Annotated in this window: 21 protein-coding genes; 6 read left to right on the forward strand and 15 right to left on the reverse strand. The window is 50.0% G+C overall.

Annotated elements, in window-relative coordinates; all coding sequences use genetic code 11:
- The first annotated feature begins 342 nt into the window (after nucleotides 1-342).
- The 3 genes from G8770_RS14065 to G8770_RS14075 all read left to right on the forward strand — a co-directional run bounded on the left by G8770_RS14065 (nucleotide 343) and on the right by G8770_RS14075 (nucleotide 2,796).
- Complete coding sequence (locus G8770_RS14065; RefSeq protein WP_167187938.1) at nucleotides 343-1,608, forward strand: acyl-CoA dehydrogenase family protein; 1,266 nt, start codon at nucleotides 343-345, stop codon at nucleotides 1,606-1,608.
- 94 nt (nucleotides 1,609-1,702) lie between these two features.
- Nucleotides 1,703-2,395: a TetR/AcrR family transcriptional regulator gene (locus G8770_RS14070; protein WP_167187940.1), complete on the forward strand. Its 693-nt coding sequence runs from the start codon at nucleotides 1,703-1,705 to the stop codon at nucleotides 2,393-2,395.
- Nucleotides 2,396-2,445: 50 nt separating this feature from the next.
- Entirely contained in the window at nucleotides 2,446-2,796 is a 351-nt protein-coding gene (locus G8770_RS14075) for a nuclear transport factor 2 family protein (RefSeq protein ID WP_167187941.1), read from the forward strand.
- Between the two features lie 51 nt (nucleotides 2,797-2,847).
- Here G8770_RS14075 and G8770_RS14080 read toward each other — a convergent pair whose 3' ends face one another.
- Nucleotides 2,848-4,137, reverse strand: coding sequence for an MFS transporter (locus G8770_RS14080; RefSeq protein ID WP_167187943.1), 1,290 nt, complete (start codon nucleotides 4,135-4,137; stop codon nucleotides 2,848-2,850).
- A gap of 104 nt (nucleotides 4,138-4,241) precedes the next feature.
- Nucleotides 4,242-5,936: an FAD-dependent oxidoreductase gene (locus G8770_RS14085; protein WP_167187945.1), complete on the reverse strand. Its 1,695-nt coding sequence runs from the start codon at nucleotides 5,934-5,936 to the stop codon at nucleotides 4,242-4,244.
- 414 nt (nucleotides 5,937-6,350) lie between these two features.
- Here G8770_RS14085 and G8770_RS14090 point away from each other — a divergent pair, with 414 nt between their 5' ends.
- Nucleotides 6,351-7,463 carry an NAD(P)H-dependent amine dehydrogenase family protein gene (locus G8770_RS14090; RefSeq protein ID WP_208022269.1) on the forward strand — a complete coding sequence of 371 codons (1,113 nt, stop codon included), beginning with the start codon at nucleotides 6,351-6,353 and terminating at the stop codon, nucleotides 7,461-7,463.
- A gap of 76 nt (nucleotides 7,464-7,539) precedes the next feature.
- Here the strand turns inward: G8770_RS14090 and G8770_RS14095 are convergent, their stop codons facing one another.
- The 8 genes from G8770_RS14095 to G8770_RS14130 all read right to left on the reverse strand — a co-directional run bounded on the left by G8770_RS14095 (nucleotide 7,540) and on the right by G8770_RS14130 (nucleotide 19,019).
- Nucleotides 7,540-7,965 carry a group II truncated hemoglobin gene (locus G8770_RS14095; protein WP_167187947.1) on the reverse strand — a complete coding sequence of 142 codons (426 nt, stop codon included), beginning with the start codon at nucleotides 7,963-7,965 and terminating at the stop codon, nucleotides 7,540-7,542.
- A 232-nt stretch (nucleotides 7,966-8,197) separates the two neighbouring features.
- Entirely contained in the window at nucleotides 8,198-8,887 is a 690-nt protein-coding gene (locus tag G8770_RS14100; RefSeq protein ID WP_167187949.1) for an SDR family NAD(P)-dependent oxidoreductase, read from the reverse strand.
- 65 nt (nucleotides 8,888-8,952) lie between these two features.
- Nucleotides 8,953-9,498, reverse strand: a complete 546-nt coding sequence (gene folE / locus G8770_RS14105; protein ID WP_208022270.1) for a GTP cyclohydrolase I FolE — start codon at nucleotides 9,496-9,498, stop codon at nucleotides 8,953-8,955.
- 116 nt (nucleotides 9,499-9,614) lie between these two features.
- Nucleotides 9,615-13,175: an indolepyruvate ferredoxin oxidoreductase family protein gene (locus G8770_RS14110; protein ID WP_167187951.1), complete on the reverse strand. Its 3,561-nt coding sequence runs from the start codon at nucleotides 13,173-13,175 to the stop codon at nucleotides 9,615-9,617.
- Nucleotides 13,176-13,426: 251 nt separating this feature from the next.
- Nucleotides 13,427-14,797, reverse strand: a complete 1,371-nt coding sequence (locus tag G8770_RS14115) for a spinster family MFS transporter (protein ID WP_208022271.1) — start codon at nucleotides 14,795-14,797, stop codon at nucleotides 13,427-13,429.
- A 370-nt stretch (nucleotides 14,798-15,167) separates the two neighbouring features.
- A complete protein-coding gene (locus G8770_RS14120) occupies nucleotides 15,168-16,217 on the reverse strand; it encodes an oxygenase (RefSeq protein ID WP_167187953.1) in 1,050 nt (349 codons plus the stop codon).
- Nucleotides 16,214-17,272, reverse strand: coding sequence for a Rieske 2Fe-2S domain-containing protein (locus G8770_RS14125; RefSeq protein ID WP_167187955.1), 1,059 nt, complete (start codon nucleotides 17,270-17,272; stop codon nucleotides 16,214-16,216). Before G8770_RS14125 ends, G8770_RS14120 begins: the two co-directional genes overlap by 4 nt.
- 79 nt (nucleotides 17,273-17,351) lie before the next feature.
- The gene (locus tag G8770_RS14130) at nucleotides 17,352-19,019 is read right to left on the reverse strand and encodes an ATP-dependent acyl-CoA ligase (protein WP_167187957.1); all 1,668 of its coding nucleotides are present in this window, start codon (nucleotides 19,017-19,019) and stop codon (nucleotides 17,352-17,354) included.
- A gap of 298 nt (nucleotides 19,020-19,317) precedes the next feature.
- Between G8770_RS14130 and G8770_RS14135 the strand changes: the two genes are divergently transcribed.
- Both G8770_RS14135 and G8770_RS14140 read left to right on the forward strand, forming a co-directional pair.
- Nucleotides 19,318-19,635, forward strand: a complete 318-nt coding sequence (locus G8770_RS14135; RefSeq protein ID WP_167187959.1) for a 2Fe-2S iron-sulfur cluster-binding protein — start codon at nucleotides 19,318-19,320, stop codon at nucleotides 19,633-19,635.
- A gap of 120 nt (nucleotides 19,636-19,755) precedes the next feature.
- Nucleotides 19,756-20,586: an SDR family NAD(P)-dependent oxidoreductase gene (locus G8770_RS14140; RefSeq protein WP_167187961.1), complete on the forward strand. Its 831-nt coding sequence runs from the start codon at nucleotides 19,756-19,758 to the stop codon at nucleotides 20,584-20,586.
- A gap of 117 nt (nucleotides 20,587-20,703) precedes the next feature.
- Here G8770_RS14140 and G8770_RS14145 read toward each other — a convergent pair whose 3' ends face one another.
- The 5 genes from G8770_RS14145 to G8770_RS14165 all read right to left on the reverse strand — a co-directional run bounded on the left by G8770_RS14145 (nucleotide 20,704) and on the right by G8770_RS14165 (nucleotide 25,538).
- Nucleotides 20,704-21,507, reverse strand: coding sequence for an enoyl-CoA hydratase/isomerase family protein (locus tag G8770_RS14145; protein ID WP_341771152.1), 804 nt, complete (start codon nucleotides 21,505-21,507; stop codon nucleotides 20,704-20,706).
- A gap of 1 nt (nucleotide 21,508) precedes the next feature.
- On the reverse strand, nucleotides 21,509-22,471 hold the full coding sequence (locus G8770_RS14150; RefSeq protein ID WP_167187964.1) for a VOC family protein: 963 nt from the start codon (nucleotides 22,469-22,471) through the stop codon (nucleotides 21,509-21,511).
- 96 nt (nucleotides 22,472-22,567) lie between these two features.
- Entirely contained in the window at nucleotides 22,568-23,398 is an 831-nt protein-coding gene (locus tag G8770_RS14155) for an SDR family oxidoreductase (protein ID WP_167187966.1), read from the reverse strand.
- A gap of 65 nt (nucleotides 23,399-23,463) precedes the next feature.
- Nucleotides 23,464-24,636 carry an acetyl-CoA C-acyltransferase gene (locus tag G8770_RS14160; RefSeq protein WP_167187969.1) on the reverse strand — a complete coding sequence of 391 codons (1,173 nt, stop codon included), beginning with the start codon at nucleotides 24,634-24,636 and terminating at the stop codon, nucleotides 23,464-23,466.
- Nucleotides 24,633-25,538 (reverse strand): 3-hydroxyacyl-CoA dehydrogenase, encoded by a 906-nt coding sequence (locus tag G8770_RS14165; protein WP_167187972.1) that lies wholly within the window; start codon nucleotides 25,536-25,538, stop codon nucleotides 24,633-24,635. The genes G8770_RS14160 and G8770_RS14165 overlap by 4 nt, the downstream gene beginning before the upstream one ends.
- Nucleotides 25,539-25,555: the final 17 nt, after the last annotated feature.

Below are 25,555 nucleotides of genomic sequence, written 5' to 3' on the forward strand. Positions count from 1 at the left end.
CAATTCGTTGGCGACCTTAAACCCCAAACGTCGCCAGAGTATATTTTGAGGAAAAACGACCCACTATTGGCAAGCCATTGAGGTTATCAGATATCTGGTTATTGGCAGAATTTCATTGTGGGTAAGGATTCTGCTCTGCCTACCGTTCTGATTGAAAGCCTGCTCGCCCCACTAAATTCACGGGGGAACATACTAAATGGAATATTTTTCGTTACCTTTTTTTAACTGGAGTAAAACGCTATTACTACAAAGACCTTTCAATAGTGACACTATCGTCACTATTATGAAGTCATGCCAAGAACACCCAAACCGAAAAAACAACACACTAATAACGAGGTTTCTATGACTGGTCAGGCTGCACCGTCTCAATCCCCCAAAACCGTTCTTTCTTCTGTACTGACGCTCGACCATGCAACGCCGCTCGCCGTTGCCGCCTCTCTACGTCCTCTGCTACTGGAGCATGCCGATACCGCCGAAGCGGAGGGCAAGATAGCGCCTGCCGTATTTGAGGCGCTACAAGCTACGGGGCTGCTGCAGATGATGTTTCCTAAACGAGCCGGAGGCGTCGGACGCCAGTTAATCACCCACATAGAGACCGTGGCCGAATTAGCCAAAGCCTGCCCCGGTACAGCCTGGGCCTTTGGCCTGCTGTCCAGCGTCTCCGCATCTGCGGCGTCACTGCCACCGGCTACATCAAGTCAGATTTTCAACACAGGCAAAGAACTGGTTTGCAGTGTGGCAGCTCGCACCGGTACGGCCACCCCCAATGAAGAGGGCAATTACGAAGTAACGGGGAGCTGGGGTTATGCCTCGGGCTGTATGCACGCGAACTGGGCCATGAATGGCGTTAATGTACTGGATGCCGATGGCAACGTAGTCGACGCTGGCTTTGCGATAATGCCGCTGCAAGGCGATCCGGCGGTGACCATCAAGAATACTTGGCAAGTAGCTGGCGTCTGTGGCTCCGGCAGCAACACCGTGATCGCGGAAAAAGTGGAGTTACCCGCTACAATGATCCTTCAGTTTTCCAAATTGCGCAGCGGCAAGACGGATGACCCGGCACTGCTGGCGGCGCTGGAACCCCGCGATCTATGGCCGGTGGAACCATTGTTTCCTCTGACGGTACTGGCGCCCATGATCGGCGCCGCTTGTGGATTGCAGGAGAGAGTTAAAGACACCATGGCCAAGCGCAAAGTCATCGGCTGGAAGTACAGCAGCCAAGCTGATGCCAATGTGTTGGTACAGCAGTTTGGCAGCGCCAGTATGGAGCTGGAATCGGCGTGGCTGCACATTCGCCGCGCAGCCAGTATGGTCGACGACGTCTCCCCCACTCGCGCCCTGAGCGGTTTTGAAAAAGCTCGTATGCAAGCCGACTGCGGCTATGCCATGCAACTGGTACGTAAAGCCACCGAAACCCTGATGGATATTGCCGGGCCTTCCAGCTTTGCCACCAGCAATCCCATGCAACGCCTGTGGCGTGATGTGAGTGTCGGCAGCCGCCACAATGCCCTGAATAGCAGCTTGTCGCAGGAGCTTTATGGCCGCGCTATCCTCGGACTCGAATCCAACCTGGAATTGCTGGCAGAGATCAGCGGCACAGCAGAATGAAACACTTCACTTCTTGCTGGCAAGCCACGCATCGGCATGAGTATTTCAAACACACAGTTTAGTATTTCAAGCATACAATATAGGTCACTCAACCATGCCAGATACAAAACCTCAGGTTACTGACGATGCTCGGCAGCGTTCAGCCCAAAGACGTCGCGAAAAAATGCGCCAACGCCTGCTGTTTGCCGCACTGGATGTCTTTCTGATGAGCGAAATCACACGCCCGCCAGTCATAGATGACGTCATCCGCAAAGCAGGTGTCTCTCGCGGCACTTTCTACAAGTACTTCACATCACTGGAAGAGGTACTGCGCGAGCTTGGACAGACCATGGCCGAAGACATGATCAAGACCTATGAACGTGTCTTTATCAAGCTGACCGATCCTGCGGCACGATTGGCAGCAGGTCCACTGTTATCGTTAACCCATGCCGCCATGCAACCACGTCGGGTAGAATTTACCATCCGGGTCGATTATATCGATTACCTATCGCGGGGCACCCGTGCCCGCGAAATTATTACAGACAGCCTTGACGATGCCCGTCAGGCTGGACTGGTACATTTTACGTCGCTTACCGCCATTACCGACATGGTAATTGGCAGCACGCTGGAAGGCGGTCGTCGCCTTATGCACACAAAGAACTTTGATGAGTCGTACATTGATGAACTGGTGCGACTAATACTGTTAGGCTGCGGACTTACAGCTGAGAGTTCTCACTCCGCCATCACTCTCGCCCGTCAAGAATTAGAGGTAAACACCCACCAGCTGCATTGGTGGCAACCCAATTAATCATAAGACCTGTCCAATTTTTCATAAAACCCACAACAAGGAGCGCCGCAATGAGCACAACCGATAATTCCATCGAACATTTTATGCACCGCCAGATTGAATGCTGGAATGCAGGCGACAAGCAAGGTTTCCTACAGTGCTACCGAGACATCGCCAGTACCGGTCTGGATATTGAATATGTGGGCATGGATAAACACGATCCCTGGCTGATGCTGGAAGGTATGTGGCAACAACAGCCCCATATTCGCATCGAAGTAAAAGAGTCTATTATTATCGGCAATGAAGGTGCTGCCCACCACATTAATCATTTGGTGGCGGGAGGTATCAGCACGGAAACCATCGAATTTTACAGTTTACAAGATGGCAAACTCAGCTCTCGAATTTTTATCAAGCCTGCTTAAATGGGCGCCTTTCAGCGTTAATAACCATTGCCCCTGAACAAATGTCTGCGATCAGGTCGCTTGTTCAGGCTGCAACTGTAATGACTCAGACTGCACCGCACGGTATTCCGGCGGTTTACCCAGCGTCAGTAATAATAGCGCCCCCAATAAAGTACCTGCGACACAATAGATCAACATGGAATCGTAACTGCCACTGCGCTGATACAGGATAGCAAACAGTAAAGGTGCCACCGCCGAGGCCACCGTAATCAATCCCTGGTGAAAACCCATCAGGCGGCCGTAGTCCTTCATGCCGAAATAGCGAGCGATCAAGTAAGCGGCAATATCAAATTCGGCCCCGGTACCCACCCCCACCATCGCGACAGCCACAGCCATAATCACCACATCGTTGGTACCACTTAAAAACAACACACACCCAATGGATGGCAATATCAGACTGACTGCCGCCACCGCCGGAGGCCAAACCTGATCCAAAAAAAAGCCAACCAGCAATCGTCCAATAATTAATGCCATGCCGAAAAAGCTGAAAATAAATCCGGCTTCGGCAGCACTTAATCCCCGATCACGCAGGATTGGCATGGTATTGGTGACCATCCCAATCACCGCCGATACCACCAGGCACATGGCCAGATTACACGTCCAGAAGCGCCGGGTAACGAAGCCCTCTCTGAATGGCAAACCCAACAAGGCCAACTGACTGCGAGTATCCCGCTGCACAGGTGATTGTGACACTGAATGGTGACTTGAATTAACGTGTGCTTGCGGTAATTTAAACCAGAGCCATACCAAGGGAATAATCAACAGATTCATTGCCGCCAGCAATACAAATGCTGCCTGCCAGTGATAGTGCTCCATCACCATAGCCATCAGGCCCGGTACTATCGCCGCGGTAATACCGGTACCCGATAACGCAATAGCCAGCGCCAAGCCGCGGTGTTCGACAAACCATAAATTCACCAACTGGGTCCAGGTAATGGCCAGCGCTCCCATACCAATAATGGGCAACAGACCAAAAGCGATATACAGACTCCATACCGAACCCCCAAGCCAATGGGCACAAGCGAGGTACCCCAACGCCATCAACAGTAACGAAGCTATAGTGACCTTTTTGATACCAAAACTGAGATTTAGCCAGCCTACCGCCTGTAGACCTATCACCGCACCACCATACAGAAATGAGATGGCGACCTGCTGACTGCCACGATCCCAGCCAAAAGCCGTCTCCAGCGGAATAATGAACGCGCCAAACCCGTAAAGCAGCACGGCATTAATACTGATGGCCACGCCCAGCAACGACAACAACAATACCTGCCAACCTTCGATAAATTCTGTCCACCGCATCGGTCTCTCACTTCTTTTCGAGTTTTGCTTTTATGTTTCTTTACTTGCTAACTGTGCGTCTGCATTCACTATACGTACGTTGAAATGCACACAGAAATAAGCTGCTAGGTTTCGCTGTCGGCTAGTGCTCGCGCCGCCACATAGCCAAAGGTCAAACTCAAGGTGTTGTTAGCACCATTGCCTGGTGCCTTACCTCGCCAAAGGGAATTCATATCCAGACCAATGGCCTGTAAACCAGGAATGGGGTTGTCATTGGCATCCAGCACCCGGGCCTTGGCATCAACACGCAGCCCTACGGTAGTGGTGGAGTCACCTGGAAAGATGGTAACGGCATAAAAGGGTGGCGTCAGTATGGGTCCCAGGCAAGGATTGGGGGTATGACTGACATCGCCCATGGACACATCCGCAGGAAAACTGCCACGACCAAAATCGGTGTCCTCACCCCGGGCCGCCATGGTATTGAACTGCCCAATCGTACACACCAAAGCATCGGGATCTATGCCTAATTGCCGGGCCAGATCATCCAGTGTTTCCGCATGAGCGAGATAACCCTGTTCGAGCATGTTGTTGAGACCAATGCCGCCGGGGCGCACCAGTCCCAGCCCATACTTCTTAATAAAGTTATGATCACATAGCAAATAGGCCGGAACTGAACCCGTGCGATGCATAGGCTCCACCAGATTAGTGGCAGATTCGTTACCAAAGCGCTGGCCCTGCTGGTTGACAGCAATACAACCGGGTTTGCCTCGATCGAGAAATAAATGCGGAAACTTGCGCAAACTGCCATCGGGCTGCGGCAGTAAAGAAACCACGACCCAACCGGCATTACTGATATTATCGCCATCAAAGCGACCACCCTGGTCAAGCCCCGCCTGAATGCCATCGCCGGTATTACCCTCAGGCACCAGCGAGACATGTTGATCCGCAAACGGAATATAGTCGCGACGCATTTCTTCGTTGGCCGAAAAGCCTCCAGTGGCCATGATGACTCCGCGACGAGCACGTACCGTCAGTAACTCACCTCCATGATCAATAATCACGCCACGAACAACACCGCCCTCTATGAGTAACTGCCGCATAGGGGCGTTATTCCAGAGGTTCACACCGGCATCAACACAACTTTTACACAAGCGTGCAGCCAGCGCATTGCCCATCGTCAGGCGGGTACTGCGACCATAACGCAGTTTGTCGACACCAAAGCGCAGCAACAGTTTGAGTAAATACCAGAAAGATTTGAGCGACTTACGGGCATTGGCGATGTGAGGCATATCACCCAGCCCCACCATAAAACCACCGGGCGCGTTAAATTCCTGCAGCGGTGGCCGCAAACGGGCAAAGTGCTCGCCGAGCACCAAACCATTAAATTCCTGCGGCGACAACAACCGACCGCTGGGCGTGAAGCCCGCAACCTCTGGATGCCAGTCAGCGAAACCTTCCTGCAAGGTGAAGTCCACCGCCGTATTGGCCCGTAAAAAATCCACCATGGCTGGCGCCTGCTCCAGAAAAGCGTCCACCAGATCAGTACGCACCGAATCACCAATACTATCGCAAATATATTGACGGGCCAGCGCCTTGTCGTCTGCTATTCCCTGAGCCTTAGCCAAACTATTGCCGGGTACCCAGATCCCCCCTCCAGACCAGGCGGTAGTGCCGCCAAAGTACTCTGTCTTTTCAGTCAACAAGACGTCCATACCGTGCAATGCTGCAACGCAAGCTGCTGTCATACCTGCCCCGCCAGAGCCAATAACAACTACGTCTGTTTCTAGTGTTTCCGTTATGGGAGAGGTCGCTATTGTCATGTAAAACCTGCTATTGGCTTTTTATTGTTGGCGGTCTGAAGAGTGCCTTTGCAACGTTGCAGAGTTGCAGAGTTGTCAGTCACTTGTGTAGATAACTTTTCGTGTATAACTGTTTTTATATCACTACAGATATATAGCTATAGATATATTACTACAGGACCTTACCACGTCTGTGCGCTTAACACGGGGTTCGATAAGCAAGACTATTTGTCCCTCTGTCAAACAAATTACCTTGTGATAGGCTACCTCACCTTTCACCATGGGAAAAACTTTTCCGAGCAAACAAAAAATAATGGTAACGCACTCGACTGGTGACTCAGTCGCCTCCAGTAAAAAGCCATAAAATAAGTGCTTGGCCGCAACAAAACCATCAACACCCATAACATCAATAATAACCTCAGTAAGGATCTGTCTATGCAAACATCTATGAAAAAGCCATACAAAATCATTGTCTGGGGTCCCGGCCGAATGGGGTCAATTTGCATTTGGGAGATGGCGCAATCAGACGCCTTTGAACTGGTGGGTGTACGAGCCTATAGCAAGAAAAAACACGGCATGGATGCCGGTGAGTTAATTGGTATTGAGCCATTAGGCGTTAAGGTCAGTACCAATATCGAAGAACTGTTGGCGATCGAGTGTGACTGTGTGGTGTACACCGCTCACGATGAAGGCACCTATCACACCGATGACGAGATCTTGCAGATTTTGGCCGCCGGAAAAAATATTGTGACCCCTCTACCCTACCAGAATGCGCATCTGTTCCGGGAACCTGAATTTATCGCCAAACTGGAAGCGGCCTGCGAACAAGGCCAATCCGTTTTTTATGCTGGCGGCATTGATCCGGATCTGATTCCCAATCGAGTGTTGTTGGCGCTGACCGGCGGTTGTGCTGATGTCAAATCCATCCGCCTGCAAGAGAACTGGGATTGCAGCGAAGCCGCTCCTGGCCCGCTGCAATATATCGGTTTTGGCCAAAAGCCCGAGGACGCGGAGAAAATAGAGGTCTCCAAAACCATGGCGGCCAACTTCACCAAATCCATTGTCCATACCGCGGCCAAAGTACTCGGTGTTACTTATGATCGGGTCGTAGAAAGTCACGATTATATTGTCGCCAAAGAAGATATCCACAAGCCCTTTTTAATTAAAGCCGGAACCGTTGGCAGAATCACTCACCGCATGCAAGGCTTTGTGGACAGCATAGGCCCAGAACCTCTGTTTACCATTGAATATCACTGGCTAGTTGGTGACACCATGCTGCCGGAAGGAGTACATCCCGGACAGTACTATGTGGCCACTATTGAAGGGCGCCCATCGCTGAAAATGACCCTGGATTTCTCAGTGTCCAATCATTCGGATGAGCAGTTTTTCAAAATGGGTAATATGGAGGTGGAGCCCAGTTATGTCGCCACGATTATTCCCTGTGTGCAGGCAATTCCCCACGTGGTGAATGCCAAGCCAGGGCTGTTGCCGTCCTTCGATCCGAGCCTTAACTGGAAACAGGACCTGCGCGATAGCGTGAAAAACTGAACAGATAGAAACTACTGACGTGGGCTGTGCCATGCGAATGCACAGCCCAACAGATTTAAATCAACAGGCTGTCGATTTAACTGATGGCAATAATATTGGGGTCTGTATTCTCACGCAGGGACTCATCGCGATTACGCACCGTATCGGCCAGCCGGTACACTGGCTCTTTGAGCATGGCTTTCAATTCATCGCTGGCGTTTATACGTTCCAGCGCTTCATTAAAACATAACAACCACTGATCACGCTCAGCAGGGCCAATAGGAAACGGGGCGTGCGGCTCAGTCAAACAAACAGTGCCGGTTTTGTCATGATAGCGCGGCGGGCCACCCATCCAGCCGGTCAGGTAGTCGGTTAGCTTCCCCTTAACATCTACCAGGCTGCGTGAATGCATGGCGCGGATATGCGCCGCTTCTGGCAGTTCATCCATCACATCATAAAACGTTTCCGCCAGTTGACGAATGCCTTCTTCGCCCAGAAGTTGATAAGGAGTTTCAAAATTCATGACCAGGATACCTCATCGGTTTACACTGTATGTTTAACATCGAACCCCATATTGGCCAAATAGCCATAGTTTCAAACAGAGGGCACATCAGCGATTTCAGCAATACGCTGATATCAGGCTCATTACTTTACCATACACGTTCTACTTGATGTACTCTCCCAGCTACCAGTCCTACGGCCTCCTCCCGGCCATATGCCCAAGCTCCTACCGCTCTGCTGGACTACATTGCCAACTACACTCTGCCAACTACGGGCACCAGCGCCCCCGTTACAGCACTGGCTTGAACAGAGCTTAAGAACAGGATGACATTGGCCAGTTCCGCGGGGGTAACCCACGTACTGTAATCGGCATCAGGCATATCTTTACGGTTGATCGGGGTATCAATAATGCTCGGCAAAACGGCATTGACGCGAACTTTACCCTTGTATTCGTCCGCCAGCGATTCCGTCAGTTTTGCAACACCCGCCTTAGAGGCTGTGTAGGCTGCCACACCAGTTTCGCACTTGTAAATACTATTCGCACTGATGTTTACAATACTGGCCTGATTGCCAGCGCTCAGGAATGGCAATGCCGACTGACAGGAGATCACCGCAGTGCGAACGTTGATGCTGAACATTTTTTCCCAACTGTCGATATTACTGCCGTCAAACATTTCCCAGACAAAACCACCAACAATATTAATCAATCCATCAAATCCGCCGAAACTGTCAGCAGCCTTTTGAAAGGCTTGTTGAGCGGCATCAGGCTGGGTCAGATCCACACCGCCCAGCTGCACCAGATTTTCCTGATCAAAAGCGCTGTCAGCCGGAGCATAATCCATGGCGATCACTTTGGCACCCTGTTCCAGAGCACTGCTTACTACTCCGCGGCCCAGCGCACCAAAAGCCCCGGTAATAACGATACGACGCCCATTCATACTCATATATTATCTCTCTTATATGTGTGTTACTGAATATAAAAACAAAAAATTGAATTCTGCTTAAAACATTATCCTAGTAACGTTAAAAATTCACTACGAGTAGCCTGATTAGAACGAAACTCCCCAAGCATGGCAGAAGTCTTCATAGAAGAGTTCTGCTTTTCCACGCCTCGCATCATCATGCAGAAATGGCGAGCTTCAATGATGACACCCACACCATGAGCATTGGTGAGTTTCATGATAGCCTCGGCAACTTCCGTCGTGAGATTTTCCTGAATTTGCAGACGCCGCGCAAACATATCCACAATGCGTGCAATTTTTGAAAGACCAATTACCTGACCAGAAGGCAAATACGCTACGTGGCACTTTCCCACAAACGGCAATACATGGTGCTCACACAATGAATAAAGCTCAATGTCTTTGACAATAACCATCTCGTTGCTATCTGAAGGGAACAGCGCGCCATTAACCACTTCCTCAAGGGACTGGTCATAACCTCGCGTAATAAAATCAAATGCCTTGGCAGCGCGTTTTGGGGTATCCAGCAAACCCGGGCGGCTTAAATCATCACGGCTGCCAATAATTTCGGCATATGCTTGTTTCAGCGTAGTCATTACATTTCCTCTCCCAATTTATATTTATTCAACCACCAGCACCTGCGTCATGCCGCCGGTAATATACACGTGGGTAGTTGATTCACGATATAAATCGCACAGTTCCACAGCGGTCGTCAAGATGCTCTATCTCGTGAATCAGATTTCCGATAGGACGTCCATAATTGCTCACGTTTTTCAGCCGCAACCAGCATATTGCCTTCTTTCACATGCCCGTAACCACGAATTGTTTGAGGCAACTGCGCCAATGCCAGAGCTGACGGGTAATTATCCACTGACAGCGTTGCACTAAACTCTTCAACCATAGCCAGGTAATCTTCAATCAGGGCTCGCTCCTGACGACGCTCATCGGTTTTCCCAAAGATATCGAAAGCCGTGCCCCGTAAGAATTTAAAACGTGCCAACACCGAGAATACCGGCAACATCCAGGCGCCGAATTGACGCTTGATCAGATGCCCTTGAGCATCTTTCTTCGACAACAGAGGCGGTGCCATATGGAAATTGAGGGTGTAATCTTTCCCCAACTCACCGGCAAATTGTTGCTTGAGTAAATCCTTGAATTCACTGGAAGCATGTAGACGAGCCACTTCGTACTCATCCTTGTAGGCCATCAGTTTTTGCAGGTTTTTAGCCACGGCCAGCGTCAATTCCATACCACGCTTTACACCCAGCCCCTGCTCGACCGTCGCTATTTTTTCTACGGCCTGGCTGAAACGTTGAGCATAGGCAGCATCCTGATAAGCGCTCAGCAGAGACACACCACGCTGAGTCACCGAAGTGACCGTATCCGGCTCAATAATTGTTACCGCACGGGTGTCTTTATCGATGATAGGCAGTAACTTGCTATCGTGAGCGGCAACCCGACCCCATTCGAAAGCCTGGATATTCTTAGGCACGGCCACCCCATTAAGTTCAATTGCGCGGATCAGCGCGGCATAACTCAATGGAATCCAGCCTTTTTGCCAGGCATACCCCAACAGCAGAGGGTTCGCAAAAATACTATCCCCCATGACCTTACTGGCAATCGCGGTGGCGTCGATATAATCGCACGCATCACTCAACGCGCGCTCAATGTTAGTCTCGGCAGCATCTTTGGGAAACTTCCAATCCGGATCGGACAGAAATTCCGCCGCTGGCGTCAATGCCGTATTCACAACCCCTTTGGTCAGTCCCACCTGCACCCGGGACAGGGCATCGGCAGAAGCTGTTACTATTTCGTCACAGCCAATCAGCACACTGGCCTCGGCAGTGGCAATGCGCGTGGCGTGAATCTGACAAGGCGTTGCTGCAATCTGCACGTGGCTCATGACGGCCCCACCCTTTTGTGCCAAACCGGTCTGATCCAGCACAGTAATGCCTTTACCTTCCAGGTGCGCCGCCATGCCCAGTAATGCACCTATCGTAACAACGCCGGTGCCGCCAATGCCCGCAACCACAATACCGCAGGTGGCATTAATACCGTAATTTTCCAAAGCCGGCACTTGTGGCTGTGGCAGAGATACAAACAGATCGGTGGCAGCCGTCGCTTTCTCCGGCTTGCGCAATTCGCCCCCTTCCACAGTCACAAAACTCGGGCAAAAACCTTTAACGCAGGAGAAATCCTTATTGCAGCTGTTTTGATTGATTTGACGCTTGGTGCCCAGCTCGGTTTCCAGCGGTTCCACCGACACACAGCCAGAGGCCTGTGAGCAATCACCACAGCCTTCACACACGGCTGGGTTGATAATAGCGCGCTTGTCAGGGTCAACCATGAGACCACGTTTGCGACGGCGACGCTTCTCCGTGGCGCAGGTTTGATCATAAACAATCACCGACACGCCATCCTGTTCACGCAAGCGCAATTGGATAGCTTCCAGCTCATCTCTATGATAAACCTTGGCATTGACACGAATATCCGTTTCGTATTTTTCCGGCTCATCAGTAACCACCAGTACCTCGGCAGCCCCTTCAGCGCGCACCTGATCGACAATCTGGGGGACCGTCAAAACGCCATCCACCGGCTGTCCTCCCGTCATGGCGACGGCGTCGTTAAAAAGAACCTTGTAAGTGATATTCGCGCTGGCGGCAATGGCTGCGCGAATAGCCAAAATACCCGAATGGAAATAAGTACCGTCACCGAGGTTAACAAATACGTGCTTGTCGTCAGTAAAGTGCATTTGGCCGAGCCAACTCACACCCTCGCCACCCATTTGAGTAAAGGTTTCGGTGCTGCGATCCATCCACATGGCCATGTAGTGACAGCCAATACCGGCCAATGCCCGCGAGCCTTCCGGCACCTTGGTGGAAGTGTTGTGAGGACAGCCTGAACAGAACCAGGGCTTGCGTTCAATGGGCATGCCCGCTTGAGTCGCAGCCTGCTCCTTACTCTCAATCACTTCAATGCGCGCCAAAATACGACGACGCACACTGTCTTCCAGGTCCATGCGTGTCAATCGCGAAGCAATGGCCTTGGCAATGATGGCAGGCGACAGTTCGTAGCGGGCTGGCAACAACCAGTTACCGCGCGGCTGAGACCATTCTCCACCGGCGTTATCGCGCTCATCGAATTTACCGTACACCCGTGGGCGGACGTCATCACGCCAGTTATAAAGCTCTTCCTTCAGTGCGTATTCAAGAATCTGACGTTTCTCTTCCACCACCAGGATCTCTTCCAGACCTTCAGCAAAAGCGCGGGAATCACGAGCATCCAATGGCCACACACAGCCCACTTTCATGATACGAATACCCAGGTTGCGACAGGTTTCGTCATCCAGTCCCAAGTCCACCAACGCCTGACGCACATCCAGGTATGCCTTACCTGCGGCCATAATCCCAAAGCGGGCTTTGGGTGAGTCCAGTACCACTTGGTTCAGTTTATTGGCTCGAATGTATTCCAGTGCCGCATACCACTTGTAATTGAGCATGCGTTGTTCTTGCTCCAGTGGAGTGTCGGGCCAGCGGATATTCAGGCCACCCTCTGGCATCTCAAATTCGTCCGGTAATACTATCCGCACCCGATCCGGGTCGACCTCTACCGATGCTGAAGATTCCACCACATCGGTGACACATTTCATCCCCGCCCACAAACCCGAGTAGCGACTCATCGCCCAGCCATGCAGGCCGTAATCCAGATACTCCTGCACATTAGAGGGATAGAGCACGGGGATGCCACAGGCGATCATAATGTGCTCAGACTGATGCGCAATAGACGATGACTTGGCCGCGTGGTCATCACCAGCCAACATTAAGACACCGCCCAGAGGCGAGGTTCCAGCAGAGTTGGCATGTTTGAGGACATCGGCAGAACGATCCACTCCAGGTCCCTTGCCATACCACATACCAAACACGCCATCGTAACGGGCGTTGTTATAAAGATTAGTTTGTTGCGTCCCCCATACAGCTGTCGCGGCCAAGTCCTCGTTCATACCTGGCTGAAACATCACATTCTTGGCAGCCAATTCTTTTTTGGCCGCCCACAGGGCCATATCAACACCGCCCAAGGGTGAGCCGCGATAACCCGACACATAACCGGCAGTATTAAACCCGGCACGCAAATCGCGGGTTTTCTGCATCATTGGCAATCGTACAAGCGCCTGGGTACCACTGGTGTAGATTTGACCTGAGTCTAAACTGAATTTGTCTTCAAGAGTGACGTCGCGCAAACTTGTTTGATCTGGAGAGCTAACAACTGAATTCATAGTGCAACTTTTCCCGGCCACCATCGCACGGTGATATTGACCATCGGCGATTAAAAGCGGCTCTGCTTTTATAGATATGAGGGTTAAAACAGCGTAGATTATTAAAATATTGAACAGATATTAGAAAAGTATTCACATATCGTAAATTCAAATATTTATATTGGTGATATTCAAAAAACAAATACCTCAAGTGAAACTCAAACAATCCAGAGGCATGTGCCCCCAAGAGATCAACTCAACACTCACTTTATTTACGACTCCGTCGACACCAACGCTTGTCGCGTCAGCGCATAGGGTTTTTGTCCGCTCCAGGTTAACCACACACCCAACAGCGACACAGGTAGCGCGGTCAGTGCAATAGACCACGGCAAGGCATTGTCATCATGAAAAACATAATCGGTCACCAAGGCTACCAGTGTCGGCCCCAGGCCAATACCGAGCAGACCACCCAGCAATAGATAAACAGCGATAACCTGCCCACGCATACGGTTAGGCGTCACCTCCTGAATCGCAGCTGGTGCCGCAGTTTGAGCAATCGACAAACCCAGAATGGCCACAAACAAGAACGCCAGCGACAAGGTCGGAGTCGGCATAAGAGCCCAAAGGGAAACCGTCGGAAACAGTAATAGCTGTCCCAGTAAAGTGACTCGAAAACGCGCGGACGGATACCCTTTCGCCACCCAGCGGTCACTGAGAAAACCACTAATCAGCCCAGCCAAAACTCCAGCAACGGCGATCAGGCTCCCCAATAGAATGCCCGAATGCGAGATATGCAATTCAAACTTGCGAGTAAACAGGACCGGCGCCCAGGCCAGACTGCCATAACCAATAATAGCCAGTATGGCCGGATACACTAATAATCGTGAGAAAGTCGCCGTCTGTGTGCATATAAACTGGTACACATCGTGGATACTGGGTTGCGCCTCCGTGCGGCTGATATCAGCTTGTTCCTGTCTGACGGGCTCTCGAACAGTGAATAGTACCACCGACATCAACAAGCCCGGCGCCCCGGCAACAAGAAACATCCAACGCCAGGCATCCAGATGCCCCACACCCGGCAACAACATGCCCCCTGCCGGGATTATGGATAATAGCCAGCCCCCAATCACCAATGAGGCACCGGAGCCAATCGCAATGGAAATATAATACACACCCAAAGCCCGGCCTCGTCGCGCCGGAGCCACATAATCTGCAATCAAGGAGTAAGCTGCTGGTGCCAATACCGCTTCACCGACACCAACACCCATACGAGCCGCAAACAACAACCAGTAGTTCGTCGCCAGCCCAGCCAAAAACGTCATCAAGCTCCAAAAAATTAGCCCGTAAAAAATTAAATTGCGTCGACTCTTGCGATCCACCAGTCGCCCAAGCGGTAATCCTGCCAGGGTATAAACAAAAGCAAACGCATAGCCCTGCAGAAAACTGAACTGGGTATCACTGATAGCAAATTCAGCCCGAATGGGCTCCACCAACAAGGTCGGCAACTGACGATCCAGTTGAGACAATATGGTGACCAAAAACAGTATGAACACCACATACCAGGCATAGCGTTCATTGGGGTAATTCGGCTGAATTAACTTAGTCTCAGTCGACAGTGACATATCAGATATGGATATACTCATAACCTTCAAAATCATTCAATTTTTATAAAATACTAAACATCTACAAATACGTGTTCCACACACAAAACTTGATTGCCCGACATTTGATCAAAGAGGGCTCGTCGTTTGTCCATCTAAGTTACAACAAAATCGCGACGAGCCAACCACAGAGCCAATATTGAGGCCAATCCCAGAGCCTCACCCCAGAAGAACGGAGCAATGACGCCGACAATACTGAATTAAATCCCGTTTTTACAAACAGTTGCAGCGATGACCCCAATCCCCGCCGATGTAGATGGTTCACTTTCAGGTTTTACAGAAAGCACGCTATGTCGTGGTGGCTAACGTTCCTGTTATCGAACAGTCAGTCTGAAGAAAATACAGGGTTTCGTTATTTATCCATCCCCAACAAAGCACTGATATCTTGCCCAGGATCTGCATCAGCCAAATAACTGTAATCTCCGGCTTGTTGACGTTCCCACAGCTTTCTCATTAAAAATCGGTAACGTACACCTGGCGCATCAAACCGGGAGTTTTGATCTGCCCGATCATCAGAATTCATATAACAGGGGTTTTGTGGACGAACTACAAAATTATCCTGCGGACCTACCACATAAGCCATGCGTGGCATTAATTGGCGAAAAGGTGTTGGGGCAGCCCCAAGACTGAAAGTTTGATCAACCCGTGAACGAAATGGACCGCTTGGTACAAAGGTTTGCATATTGGGAATATCAAAGCCGGGACGAAAGCGTGGGTAGGAAATACAAACATTACTGCGCAGATGTACGTGCAACGTTGATCGAAATTCCTGATATTTCGCTCTGACCCCGCCTAACCAGCGCATAACGGGTGATACAGGCTTACCGACCACATGACGAACCCGAGTCAGGGTTTCAGAGGTATATTCAAAACTGATCTCGTCAGACTCAGCCTCACCTTCACCGCCGATCACTTCACCATGCAAAAAGTCTGCGTGGGTTAAATCCAGCAAGTTTTCTACGGACAGAGATGAATTGCCATCAAAACGCACTGAGGTGCGCATGTAATTAGGAATACCAACCCCATCTTTCGGCAAGAAGGGTATGTGCGGTAACAGAGTTACGTCTTTATTGTCAGGGTTTCCATACCAGACCCACACATACCCGTATTGTTCGACGGTTGGGTAAATTCCAGTGCCACAGGTAAACGCACTCTTAGGTGTTGCGGCTGACTTCAGGGCTTCCGGAAGACACTCAGCCGCCAAGGCTTTAGCGCCTTCACGCCAGACGTAAACGGGCTGCGCATGCAGTGCCCGACGAACGGGTTTGGCGCCCACATGGGTAGAGTGGGCAATGGGAAACCATGTATCGTGCAAGTCAAAAACCATAGGCGTCCAATTGTCTTTTTGGCGTTGAGTTCTTGCAATATTTCCGGCTTTGGCCAGACTGACTACTTCACTCATATTCGACTCTCTTCCGTAGCAGTAGGGGGAGTGGAACAGACTCTTTTAGGCTCTTTTTTCTTATGCACGTCGACTTTTAGCGAATCGTTTTTCAACAAATGGACCGAGGGTCCCGGCAACAAATCGGCAAGTGCAGAGCCATCAATTTTATCATTTAACTGCAATGGACAATGACCTCCAGAAATCCGCCAACGAACAAACCAGGGAGCAATGGCAGCATAATTCTTCAACCAAGAGCAACGCCAGTTAATTTGCACAGTGTTGCGTTTACCAGCAACCACGGCAAGCAGAATATTTACCAGAGGCCGCTCACCAACATCCAGCAATTGTACTCGTGCGGAAGATTGATCTTGGTAAACTTCTGTGCGCATCACTAAGGTAGACACCCCCCATTTGCGTTCATGGGGCTTGGCTTTATGACTCCAAATGGCTGTGCGATCCAGTTGCAATTCATGCGTTTTACGCATCACATCGCCCAGAAAAAAATCCGTGATACAGACCCCGCCCAGCGATAACAATAGGTGTGGCCCATCCAGCAGAGCACGCAAATAAGTATCCACACTGCAGCTGATCACTGCGCGACCGCTCTGCTGCTGAGCACCAGCCAAATCAGGATTCATAATGAGTAGATCAGGAGGTGTTAATTTTACTGACACATCCCGCTCAGTGCTCGACGATGCTGTTAAAAGATAGACAAAACCATTCTTTTCATACGGGATAAAAGCATCGGCACGCAGCTTCGGAGAAAGCCTTTCGCTGGCGGCCAAATTGGGGATTTTAACACACTGTCCGCCGTGTCCCTCAAAGGTCCAGCCATGATAGGCACAACGCAAATTACCGTCGATAATCTTACCCAAGGATAATGGCACTCGACGGTGGGGACAGCGATCTTCCAGTACACAAATACGGGAAGATTTATCGCGAAATAAAACCAGCCCCTGATCTCCCACTGAAACCCCTAAGGGCTTATCAGCAGTTACATGATCACTGATCGCAACAGGAACCCACATAAGGATATCCCTTTTATCTTTATTCTTATGAAGAAGAGCGGACATTCACGATACTGACGAATGTCCGAGTAATTTCCGACTTTTCAAACAACCCAAACATGAAATATTCTGATTTAATCTGAAATCAGCGTTTTTTCACCTGAATATCGGTATCTTCCAAATCCCAAGTGTTGGCTGTCTTACCTTCGTCACGCAATAAATATTTAAGAATCCGGCCTTGCGGATTCTTGGGGAATTCCTGTCGGAATTCAATATAACGTGGTAATGCGTAGTAAGGCACTACATCCGTGGCCCAATGAAATAATTCCTCTGCGCTTAGAGTACTGCCGGGGTGCAGGATAGCGGTAACTTTCACATCATCCTCACCTTTATCGGAGGGCACCGCATGAACAGCAACCTCAGCAATCGCCTCGTGCTGAGTAAAAGCTGATTCCATTTCAAAACTGGAGATATTTTCTCCTCGGCGACGCAGATAATCTTTCTTACGGTCGACAAAATAGAAAAACCCATCTTCGTCAAATTTTCCAATATCACCGGTATGAAACCACATATTGCGCATTAACTTGAGAGTTTCCTCCGGACGCCGCCAGTAACCCATAAACATGACATCCGGGTGAGAGGGTCGTACGACCACTTCGCCCGGGGTATTTGCCGGCAGTTCACGATCAAGATCATCAACGATGCGTACATCGTACTCCGGAATGCGTTTACCCGAAGAACCCGGAGCAGCGTATTCACCGCCTGGTAAAGATGTCACCACACAGGCTTCTGTTAACCCGTAACCATTACCGCCCACCTGCTTGGAACCAAAACGCTCGCGCCAGACTTTTTTAGCCTCTTCTGTAAACGGATTCCCGCGCACGGTGTGAATCTGACCAAAACACTTTTTCATAGCTGGGTTATCTTCAGCCTGCGCCAACAACCATCCCATACCACCTAGAATAGAAGCAATAGTTGCCCCGGAGCGTTCGACTTCCGGCCAGAAATTAGAAACAGAAAAACGAGGAATAATTGCCACTCGGGCACCCACCAAAATATTAGAGATTACACCGACACAAATAGCATTCATATGGAACAAAGGTAGTGGCGTGATGGTAACGTCATGAGCGGTAGCAGGACCCGCACGCAACTGCTGCCGGGCAAGACTGCACATAAAGTTATAACTGAGCATGCAGCCTTTTGAGGGGCCAGTGGTTCCAGAAGTATAAATAATACAGGCGAGGTCAGCCGGATCTGGCTTCGTGGTAATAGGTGTCACGTCATTGCCGCGGTAAGCTTCCAGTGGCTCAACAGATAGTGTTGAATTCAGACCAGCAGACGCGTCCCCACGGTGCAACACCAGCTGTACATCTTTTAATTCTTCGGAAATTTGGTTAATTCGCTCTAAATACTCGGCCTCGCAAATTACAATTTTCGCAGCAGCATCAACAATCTGGTGCTCCAAAAACTTTCCCCTCAGGGCCGTATTAATTGGAACACTCACTGCACACAATTTATTGACTGCCAGCCAGACCACAATTGCATCAATATTATTATCGAGCATGCTGACGACAGTGTGACCGGTACAGACTCCCTGCTTAGCCAACTCATGGGCCATAGACGTCGACAGGTGGTCTACTTGAGCGTAGGTATAAAGCTCCCCGCCAAAATCCAGTAAAACACGTTGTGGGTGGGCTGCAACTGCACGATCCAAAGCCGCGATAACGGTATCTCGTTCACCAAGGGACCAGCTTTGCGGGTTCCCCTGACCTTTGAATTGCTGTTGCTGTAATTGGTTTGCCAAAGCGGTCATGTCAGGATTCTCATTATTCTTGGAGAAAAAAGAACGGCGGGCCGCAAAATATTCAGGTCGACGCCGTACAATCAGCCTCAAATTTAAACACTATTTATATATGTGTCAAACAATTGAGTTCGTATGAGTAAAAAGCAAGCTGCCAACTGCTTTACCCCCTGTCAAACGACCCGTATTGGTATCTAACGTCAATTACCGTACTTTAGCGGCTGTATGCAGGGCACTTTCGGACCGGCGAACTTGAAGACCCGCGGCCCTCAATTAGACATCGACAATTTATAAAGCTGAGGAATAAACAATGGTGACCATTAAATTTATTGAGCATAACGGTACTGAGCATACAATTAGCGCCGAGACCGAACAATCTGTTATGCAGGCAGCATTAAGTGCCAATATCCCCGGTATTGATGCCGACTGCGGTGGTGCTTGTGCTTGTGCCACTTGCCACACGTATATCGATGCCCCTTGGGCTTCAAAATTCAGCCCTCCCGAAGTTCTGGAACAAGACCTTTTAGAGTGTGCCCTGGAGGTGACTTCCAGCAGCCGTTTGTCATGCCAGTTGCATCTGACAGAAGAGCTGGACGGGTTGGTGGTACACCTTCCAGCGTCTCAATAATTTCATACTTAAAAGCCATATGAACTTAATAATTTATAATGTAGATCGAATATTTTTATAAAGCATATTAAATCACTTTAATACTCAATTCACAGACAATAAGAATTAAGGAATTGCCCTATGATGACGGGAAAATTAACCGGAAAAGTCGCTGTAGTTACTGGTGCAGGAGGCGGATTAGGCGCCGAATCGGCACGCGTTATGGCATCCCATGGCGCCAGTGTTGTGATTGCAGACATTAATAAGGCCGCAGCCGAAAGCGTTGCCGCATCTATTGTTGAGCAGGGCCAGAAAGCCTTTGCCATCGAAACCGACGTTTCTTCAGAGGACTCTGTGAAACAGATGGTTGCCAGTGTGGTCGAGCACTTTGGTCGTATTGATGTGCTGCATAATAATGCCGCGATTTTGAGTGCTGAACAACGTCAAGGAGACCTCGACGTTATTAATATGGACGTAGATGCCTGGGATAGAGCGATGGCGGTGAACCTGCGCGGCGCCATGCTCTGCAGCAAACACTGCATACCCGAGATGATCAAATTACAGCGTGGCTCAGTGATCAATGCGACATCAGGTCTAGGAACCATGGGTGATTTGACTCTGTCTGCTTATGCAGCGTCTAAAGCTGCCCTGATCATGTTGGCCAAATCCATCGCGGCTCAATACGGAAAACAGGGAGTACGTGCCAATGCGCTTTTGATTGGTCTGGCGCCCGCCGAAAATGCTCACGGCTCTATGCCTGCTCGCCTGCTCGATATTATTCGTGAAAACCACCTGACACCGGAATTGGGCACACCACGCCAGATTGCCGACGCCGTGGCGTTTTTAGCCAGCGATGAATCCTCCTTTGTCACGGGATCAACATTGAGTGTAGACGGCGGCTTCTGTAGCCATACGCCTTCATTGGCCGCAACTCGTGAGCTTTTTGCTGAACTGGGTTCCAACAAAATGTAATTGGTAAAAGTTTGTTCTGGACCACTCAAATAATCAAAAAAAACGGCTCTAAATGCGCCGTTTTTATTTACAAAATAATTAAAGCTCGCTTAATTAGCTGCCGTAAAGCTCTGAAGACTAGCAGCCACGAAAACTCGGTTCGCGTTTTTCTTTAAAAGCCGAAGCAGCTTCCTTAGCGTCTTCAGAGATTTTCAGAAGCGCAAACAAGTCCAGCTCCAGCTCCATGCCTTTCTTCAATTCCAGATCAGCACTGGCACGCACAGCCCGTTTAACATATCGGGTGGCTACAGGCGGACGCTTGCCAATCAACTGAGCTAAAGCCGCAACCTCATCCAGATGACTTGCAGCAGATTCAGCTACCCGAGTGACCAGTCCCAGAGCTTTTCCCTCTTCTACCTTGATGCGCTCACCGGTTAACATCATATCCATTGCTTTGGCATAACCAACCACTCTTGGCAGGCGCTGGGTACCACCGCCACCGGGAATCAGGCCCAGAGCAGTTTCCGGAAGACTCATGACAATATCCGGAGCAGCGAAGCGAATATCACAGGCCAGGGCCAGCTCCATCCCCCCGCCCATGCAATAGCCGTGAATGGCTGCGATTACCGGCTTGTTGATCGTATCCAGTGTTTCAATCCAGCGATTGGCATCCATACGCTGACGAATTTCAATGGCGGTTTCCTGAGGCCGCTGTTCTTTAATATCCGCTCCGGCACAAAAACCACGCGGACCGTCACCGCGAATCACAATGGTCCGAATGACCGGATCACTGTCCAGCAAGCGCAAAGCTTGTGGCACGCCAACGCGAATGTCGTCATTAATGGCGTTAATTTGCTCAGCCCGGGTCAAGACCACCCAACCCACTTGCTGGTCTTTTTCCACAGTGACGGCGGCATTTAAAACCTGAACGTCCTTATCCACTTCAGGCCTCCTCAAACTCGAACAACTGACCACGCAACTCTGCAGGATCAACCCGGATTAGAGCGCGGCCATCAACGGCCTCAGAAGAGTCTACCCAAGTGTACTTGACGCCACGAGTTTCCAAATCAGCGGCTTTTGCTGAGAGGCTATTCACAGAAATACGAATGTAATAGAGACCGGGTCCCCAGTTATTGAGATACAAACCCGCGTCGCTATCCCAGCGTGTCGGCTGAATAAGATCAAGATTGGCGCTGGACACTGCCCGAAATGGCATACGTGCCCTACGGTAACCCTCTCCGTTGAGCTGCTCAACACTTTCCGGCTCCCAGTCCAGATTAGTGGACAGACGCCATAGCACATCATCCAAATCCCGCACCAGAAAGCCCCGAGCAGTTACCCGCACCATATCTTCAGGCTGGGGATCACGAGGCAAGGTGGGTTCAGCAGCAAAAACTTCTGGCGGCATTTGCAGCGGCTCGGTACCCATCACTTCTATACACAGACCACCATCTACTTCAGGTGTATAACTGGGGTCCTCAGGCAAGGTGCCTAGCCACAAGCGATCAAAAGGCATTTCCGGAGTACGCTGAGCCATACGGAACGGCAGTTTGCGGCGCATCAATGTATCAATGAAAGCACTTAACTTTTCCTGTGGCAATGTAATCACTACCGCGTGAGTCATCATAGGACGATGATGTCCTTGATAGTCTTTCAGACTTTCGAGAAAGTCATGAAACATGGGGTCACCCGGATTAGGTGCGTCCAGGTGCCACTGAGGCTCAATTCGGGTTGGCGATACGGCTAAAGATTTATGAACCCGCAAAAAGTGGGCAATATACGGGTGATTATCAAAGGCCTGGCGCCATTTTTCATGCTTGTGGATACCCAATTTCTGGTGCAGCAATTCTGCCATACCGTCAGGATCTTCCATCATCATATCGGCGCTCATCAACAAGTCGAACATCTCTTTCTCCACTCATGCTATGTGGCTTCACGACAAAGCCATCATGTAATATTTTATCGATACGAGCCTAAGCTATCGTTTGACACCTCGGCAGGCTTACCGAGATTTCACGCTCTCCGAAAAGTCTCGTTTTAAAGTTGGATAATAAGCGATCTGACCCTGCATACCTCCAGCAATATCAATAGAAGCTGCACTGATAAAGCTGGCGTATTCACTCGCTAAAAATAACGCCATGCCAGCAACATCTTCGGGTTTTCCAAAGCGGCCGATAGGCACCGGCTTTAACGCCATTGCGTCAAATTCTTCACGCGTAACACCAGGCCCCATTTCTTTGTAATGACGATCCCACTGGCCGGTATCAACCCAGCCCATATTCAGACTGTTCACTAGAATATTGTCTTTTGCCAGGTTCATTCCCAACGATTTGCTTAGAGCATGGCAGGAAGCCCGGTTAACGACTGAAGGAATTCCTTCCGGGGTTGGGAATACTCCAGCTAACGCATTAATCTCAATAATGCGCCCCCAGCGCTGCGCACGCATATGCGGCACAACTGCCTTGGTAAAACGGAAATGGCCCATTTGTAAAATATTGGCGTGTTCCAGAATATCTTCAGGTGAAAGCGTATCCAGATTGCCGCCCTTACCTTGACCGGCATTATTCACCAGTACATCAACACCACCCCAGCGCTCTGCAACTTCTGCAACAAACGCATTAACGGCTTCAGTATCGGTGACATCGACAGGTCGAGCGATAACCTCACTGGCCTTAAGAGCGAGCTCTTCACCTGCCTCGGAAACTGCCGATTGAGTGCGGGCACAAATGGCCACGCGTGCACCTTCGGCAGCAAAAGCCATTGCAATGGCTTTACCAATACCACGTGAGGCACCGGTTACGATGACGCGTTTGTTACTCAAATCAATATGCATATTTCACCTTTTATTATGGTTCGTAAGGGAATCTGTCAAAATCTGTACTCGATGTTAAACTTGCCTCAAAGACGTTCGATTAAGGTTGCCGTTCCCATGCCGCCTGCACAGCATATTGCCTGCAGGGCGTAACGCCCTTCGCGTCGCTCCAGTTCATTGAGTAGCGAAGTCATGATACGCGCGCCACTGGCGCCAAGAGGATGGCCCAAAGCGATAGCACCACCGTTCACATTGAGCTTGTCGTCACCAACCTCTAGCTCTTTGGCCCAGCCCATTGGCACAGGTGCAAAGGCTTCGTTGACTTCAAACAGGTCAATATCGTCAACCGATAAACCGGTTTTTTCCAACACCTTGCGAGTGGCTGCAATAGGCCCGGTCAACATTAAAGTCGGATCCGAGCCTACCGTTAAAAACTGCACCAGACGTGCACGCGGCTTAAGCTGATACTTTATACAGGCCTCTTCAGAAGCCAGTAATAGCACCGCCGCCCCGTCGGAAATCTGAGAAGAATTTCCAGCCGTCAAACGGCCGTCCTCCCGAAAACTGCTTTGCAATGTGGCAAGCTTTTCTACATTACTGCCTGCGCGAATGGTTTCGTCTTCTGACAACTGTTCCGGTACGTCGTCGAGATTATTTTTCTCTTGTAAGTCCCAGACTGGAATCGGAACAATTTCGCTCTTGAAATACCCTTCTGCTGCAGCTCGTGCAGCACGCTGATGACTTTTCACTGCAAACTCATCCAGCTCGGTCCGGGTCAACTGCCATTTGTCCACCAACCGTTCTGCAGCTTCCCCTTGGCTAGTCAACTCAAAGCGGTCTTCAATCATCCAACCAAAGGCTTCACCATGTATATCGCGATTCCCTCCCATGCGCACACGGCTCATATTCTCTGCGCCACCGGCAACCACCAAATCAGCAGATCCGGCAGCAATTAAACCGGCACCGACGTGTACAGCCACTTCTCCAGATCCGCATTTGCGGTCGATGGTCAAACCGGGTATCGATTCTGGCCAACCGGCACTCAGCAGCGCCGTTCGGGCAATATTCGCCGATTGCTCACCCACCTGAGTTACACAACCAAAAATCACATCATCAATGTGTTCAGCAGAGACACCGGTCCGGTCCAGCAACGCATTCAGAACATAAGCTCCCAAATGATCTGCTCGCACATTAGCGAGGCTGCCCCGGTAGCGCCCAACCGGTGTCCGCACTGCATCTACGATATAAACATCACTCACAGGTTGCTACCTTTAAGCCCTGACCCTGGCACTTTTTGCCCGTCTTCATCGTACTTATAAACACCGTGGCCGGTTTTACGACCATAACGACCTGCCGCCACCATTTTGATGATTAATGGGCATGGACGGAACTTTTCACCCAGAGTTGAGTGCAAGTATTTTAATACTGACAAGCGGGTATCCCAGCCCGTCAAATCACCGAGTTCCAACGGACCCATAGGATGATTAAAGCCCATACGCAAAGCGGTATCGATATCTTCGGCGCTGGCAGTTCCTTCCTGAAGCATCCACATGGCTTCGTTACCCAGCATCGCCGACATGCGACTCGTGGTTAGCCCCGGAGATTCATTAACCAGAATCGAGGTCTTATTAAGCGCTTTACACCATTCACGGGTAATTGCAATCGTGTCTTCATCTGTCGCCAGCCCCAAAACCAGTTCTACCAGCTTCATTTTATGGACGGGATTAAAGAAGTGCATACCAATTACACGCTCAGGGTTCTCCAAAACACTGGCTATTTCAGTCACACTCAGAGCCGAGGTGTTTGTCGCGATAATCGCGTCTGTACTCAGCACAGATTCTGCTACTTTTACAACCGCTTGTTTAACCGATAAGTTTTCTGAAACGGTTTCAACCAATAAACAAGTATTGTCAGGAATTTCTTCAACTGAGGTTTCAGTATGAAGACGAGACTTAGCAGCACTTGCATCCCCCTCGGTGATTTTACCAAGTTTGACACCACCATCAAAAATCGCATGGATATTTGCAATAGCTTTTTCTAAAGCCTGGGAATTTGTGTCTACAACGGTTGTAACAAAGCCACTACTGGCAAAGGCATGAGCAATGCCCGTCCCCATTAATCCTGAACCAACAACCACCACATGACTACTTTTACTAATCATTATTATTAATCCTTTGG

It is taken from the genome of Pseudomaricurvus hydrocarbonicus (genome assembly GCF_011602365.1).
Lineage (GTDB): Bacteria > Pseudomonadota > Gammaproteobacteria > Pseudomonadales > Cellvibrionaceae > Pseudomaricurvus > Pseudomaricurvus hydrocarbonicus.

Excerpts from the sequence above, each read along its gene's own strand:
- G8770_RS14065 (WP_167187938.1), top strand. The coding sequence starts at position 343 with ATGACTGGTCAGGCTGCACCGTCTCAATCCCCCAAAACCGTTCTTTCT.
- G8770_RS14070 (WP_167187940.1), top strand. The coding sequence starts at position 1,703 with ATGCCAGATACAAAACCTCAGGTTACTGACGATGCTCGGCAGCGTTCA.
- G8770_RS14075 (WP_167187941.1), top strand. The coding sequence starts at position 2,446 with ATGAGCACAACCGATAATTCCATCGAACATTTTATGCACCGCCAGATT.
- G8770_RS14080 (WP_167187943.1), bottom strand. The coding sequence starts at position 4,137 with ATGCGGTGGACAGAATTTATCGAAGGTTGGCAGGTATTGTTGTTGTCG.
- G8770_RS14085 (WP_167187945.1), bottom strand. The coding sequence starts at position 5,936 with ATGACAATAGCGACCTCTCCCATAACGGAAACACTAGAAACAGACGTA.
- G8770_RS14090 (WP_208022269.1), top strand. The coding sequence starts at position 6,351 with ATGCAAACATCTATGAAAAAGCCATACAAAATCATTGTCTGGGGTCCC.
- G8770_RS14095 (WP_167187947.1), bottom strand. The coding sequence starts at position 7,965 with ATGAATTTTGAAACTCCTTATCAACTTCTGGGCGAAGAAGGCATTCGT.
- G8770_RS14100 (WP_167187949.1), bottom strand. The coding sequence starts at position 8,887 with ATGAGTATGAATGGGCGTCGTATCGTTATTACCGGGGCTTTTGGTGCG.
- folE (WP_208022270.1), bottom strand. The coding sequence starts at position 9,498 with ATGACTACGCTGAAACAAGCATATGCCGAAATTATTGGCAGCCGTGAT.
- G8770_RS14110 (WP_167187951.1), bottom strand. The coding sequence starts at position 13,175 with ATGAATTCAGTTGTTAGCTCTCCAGATCAAACAAGTTTGCGCGACGTC.
- G8770_RS14115 (WP_208022271.1), bottom strand. The coding sequence starts at position 14,797 with ATGAGTATATCCATATCTGATATGTCACTGTCGACTGAGACTAAGTTA.
- G8770_RS14120 (WP_167187953.1), bottom strand. The coding sequence starts at position 16,217 with ATGAGTGAAGTAGTCAGTCTGGCCAAAGCCGGAAATATTGCAAGAACT.
- G8770_RS14125 (WP_167187955.1), bottom strand. The coding sequence starts at position 17,272 with ATGTCCGCTCTTCTTCATAAGAATAAAGATAAAAGGGATATCCTTATG.
- G8770_RS14130 (WP_167187957.1), bottom strand. The coding sequence starts at position 19,019 with ATGACCGCTTTGGCAAACCAATTACAGCAACAGCAATTCAAAGGTCAG.
- G8770_RS14135 (WP_167187959.1), top strand. The coding sequence starts at position 19,318 with ATGGTGACCATTAAATTTATTGAGCATAACGGTACTGAGCATACAATT.
- G8770_RS14140 (WP_167187961.1), top strand. The coding sequence starts at position 19,756 with ATGATGACGGGAAAATTAACCGGAAAAGTCGCTGTAGTTACTGGTGCA.
- G8770_RS14150 (WP_167187964.1), bottom strand. The coding sequence starts at position 22,471 with ATGTTCGACTTGTTGATGAGCGCCGATATGATGATGGAAGATCCTGAC.
- G8770_RS14155 (WP_167187966.1), bottom strand. The coding sequence starts at position 23,398 with ATGCATATTGATTTGAGTAACAAACGCGTCATCGTAACCGGTGCCTCA.
- G8770_RS14165 (WP_167187972.1), bottom strand. The coding sequence starts at position 25,538 with ATGATTAGTAAAAGTAGTCATGTGGTGGTTGTTGGTTCAGGATTAATG.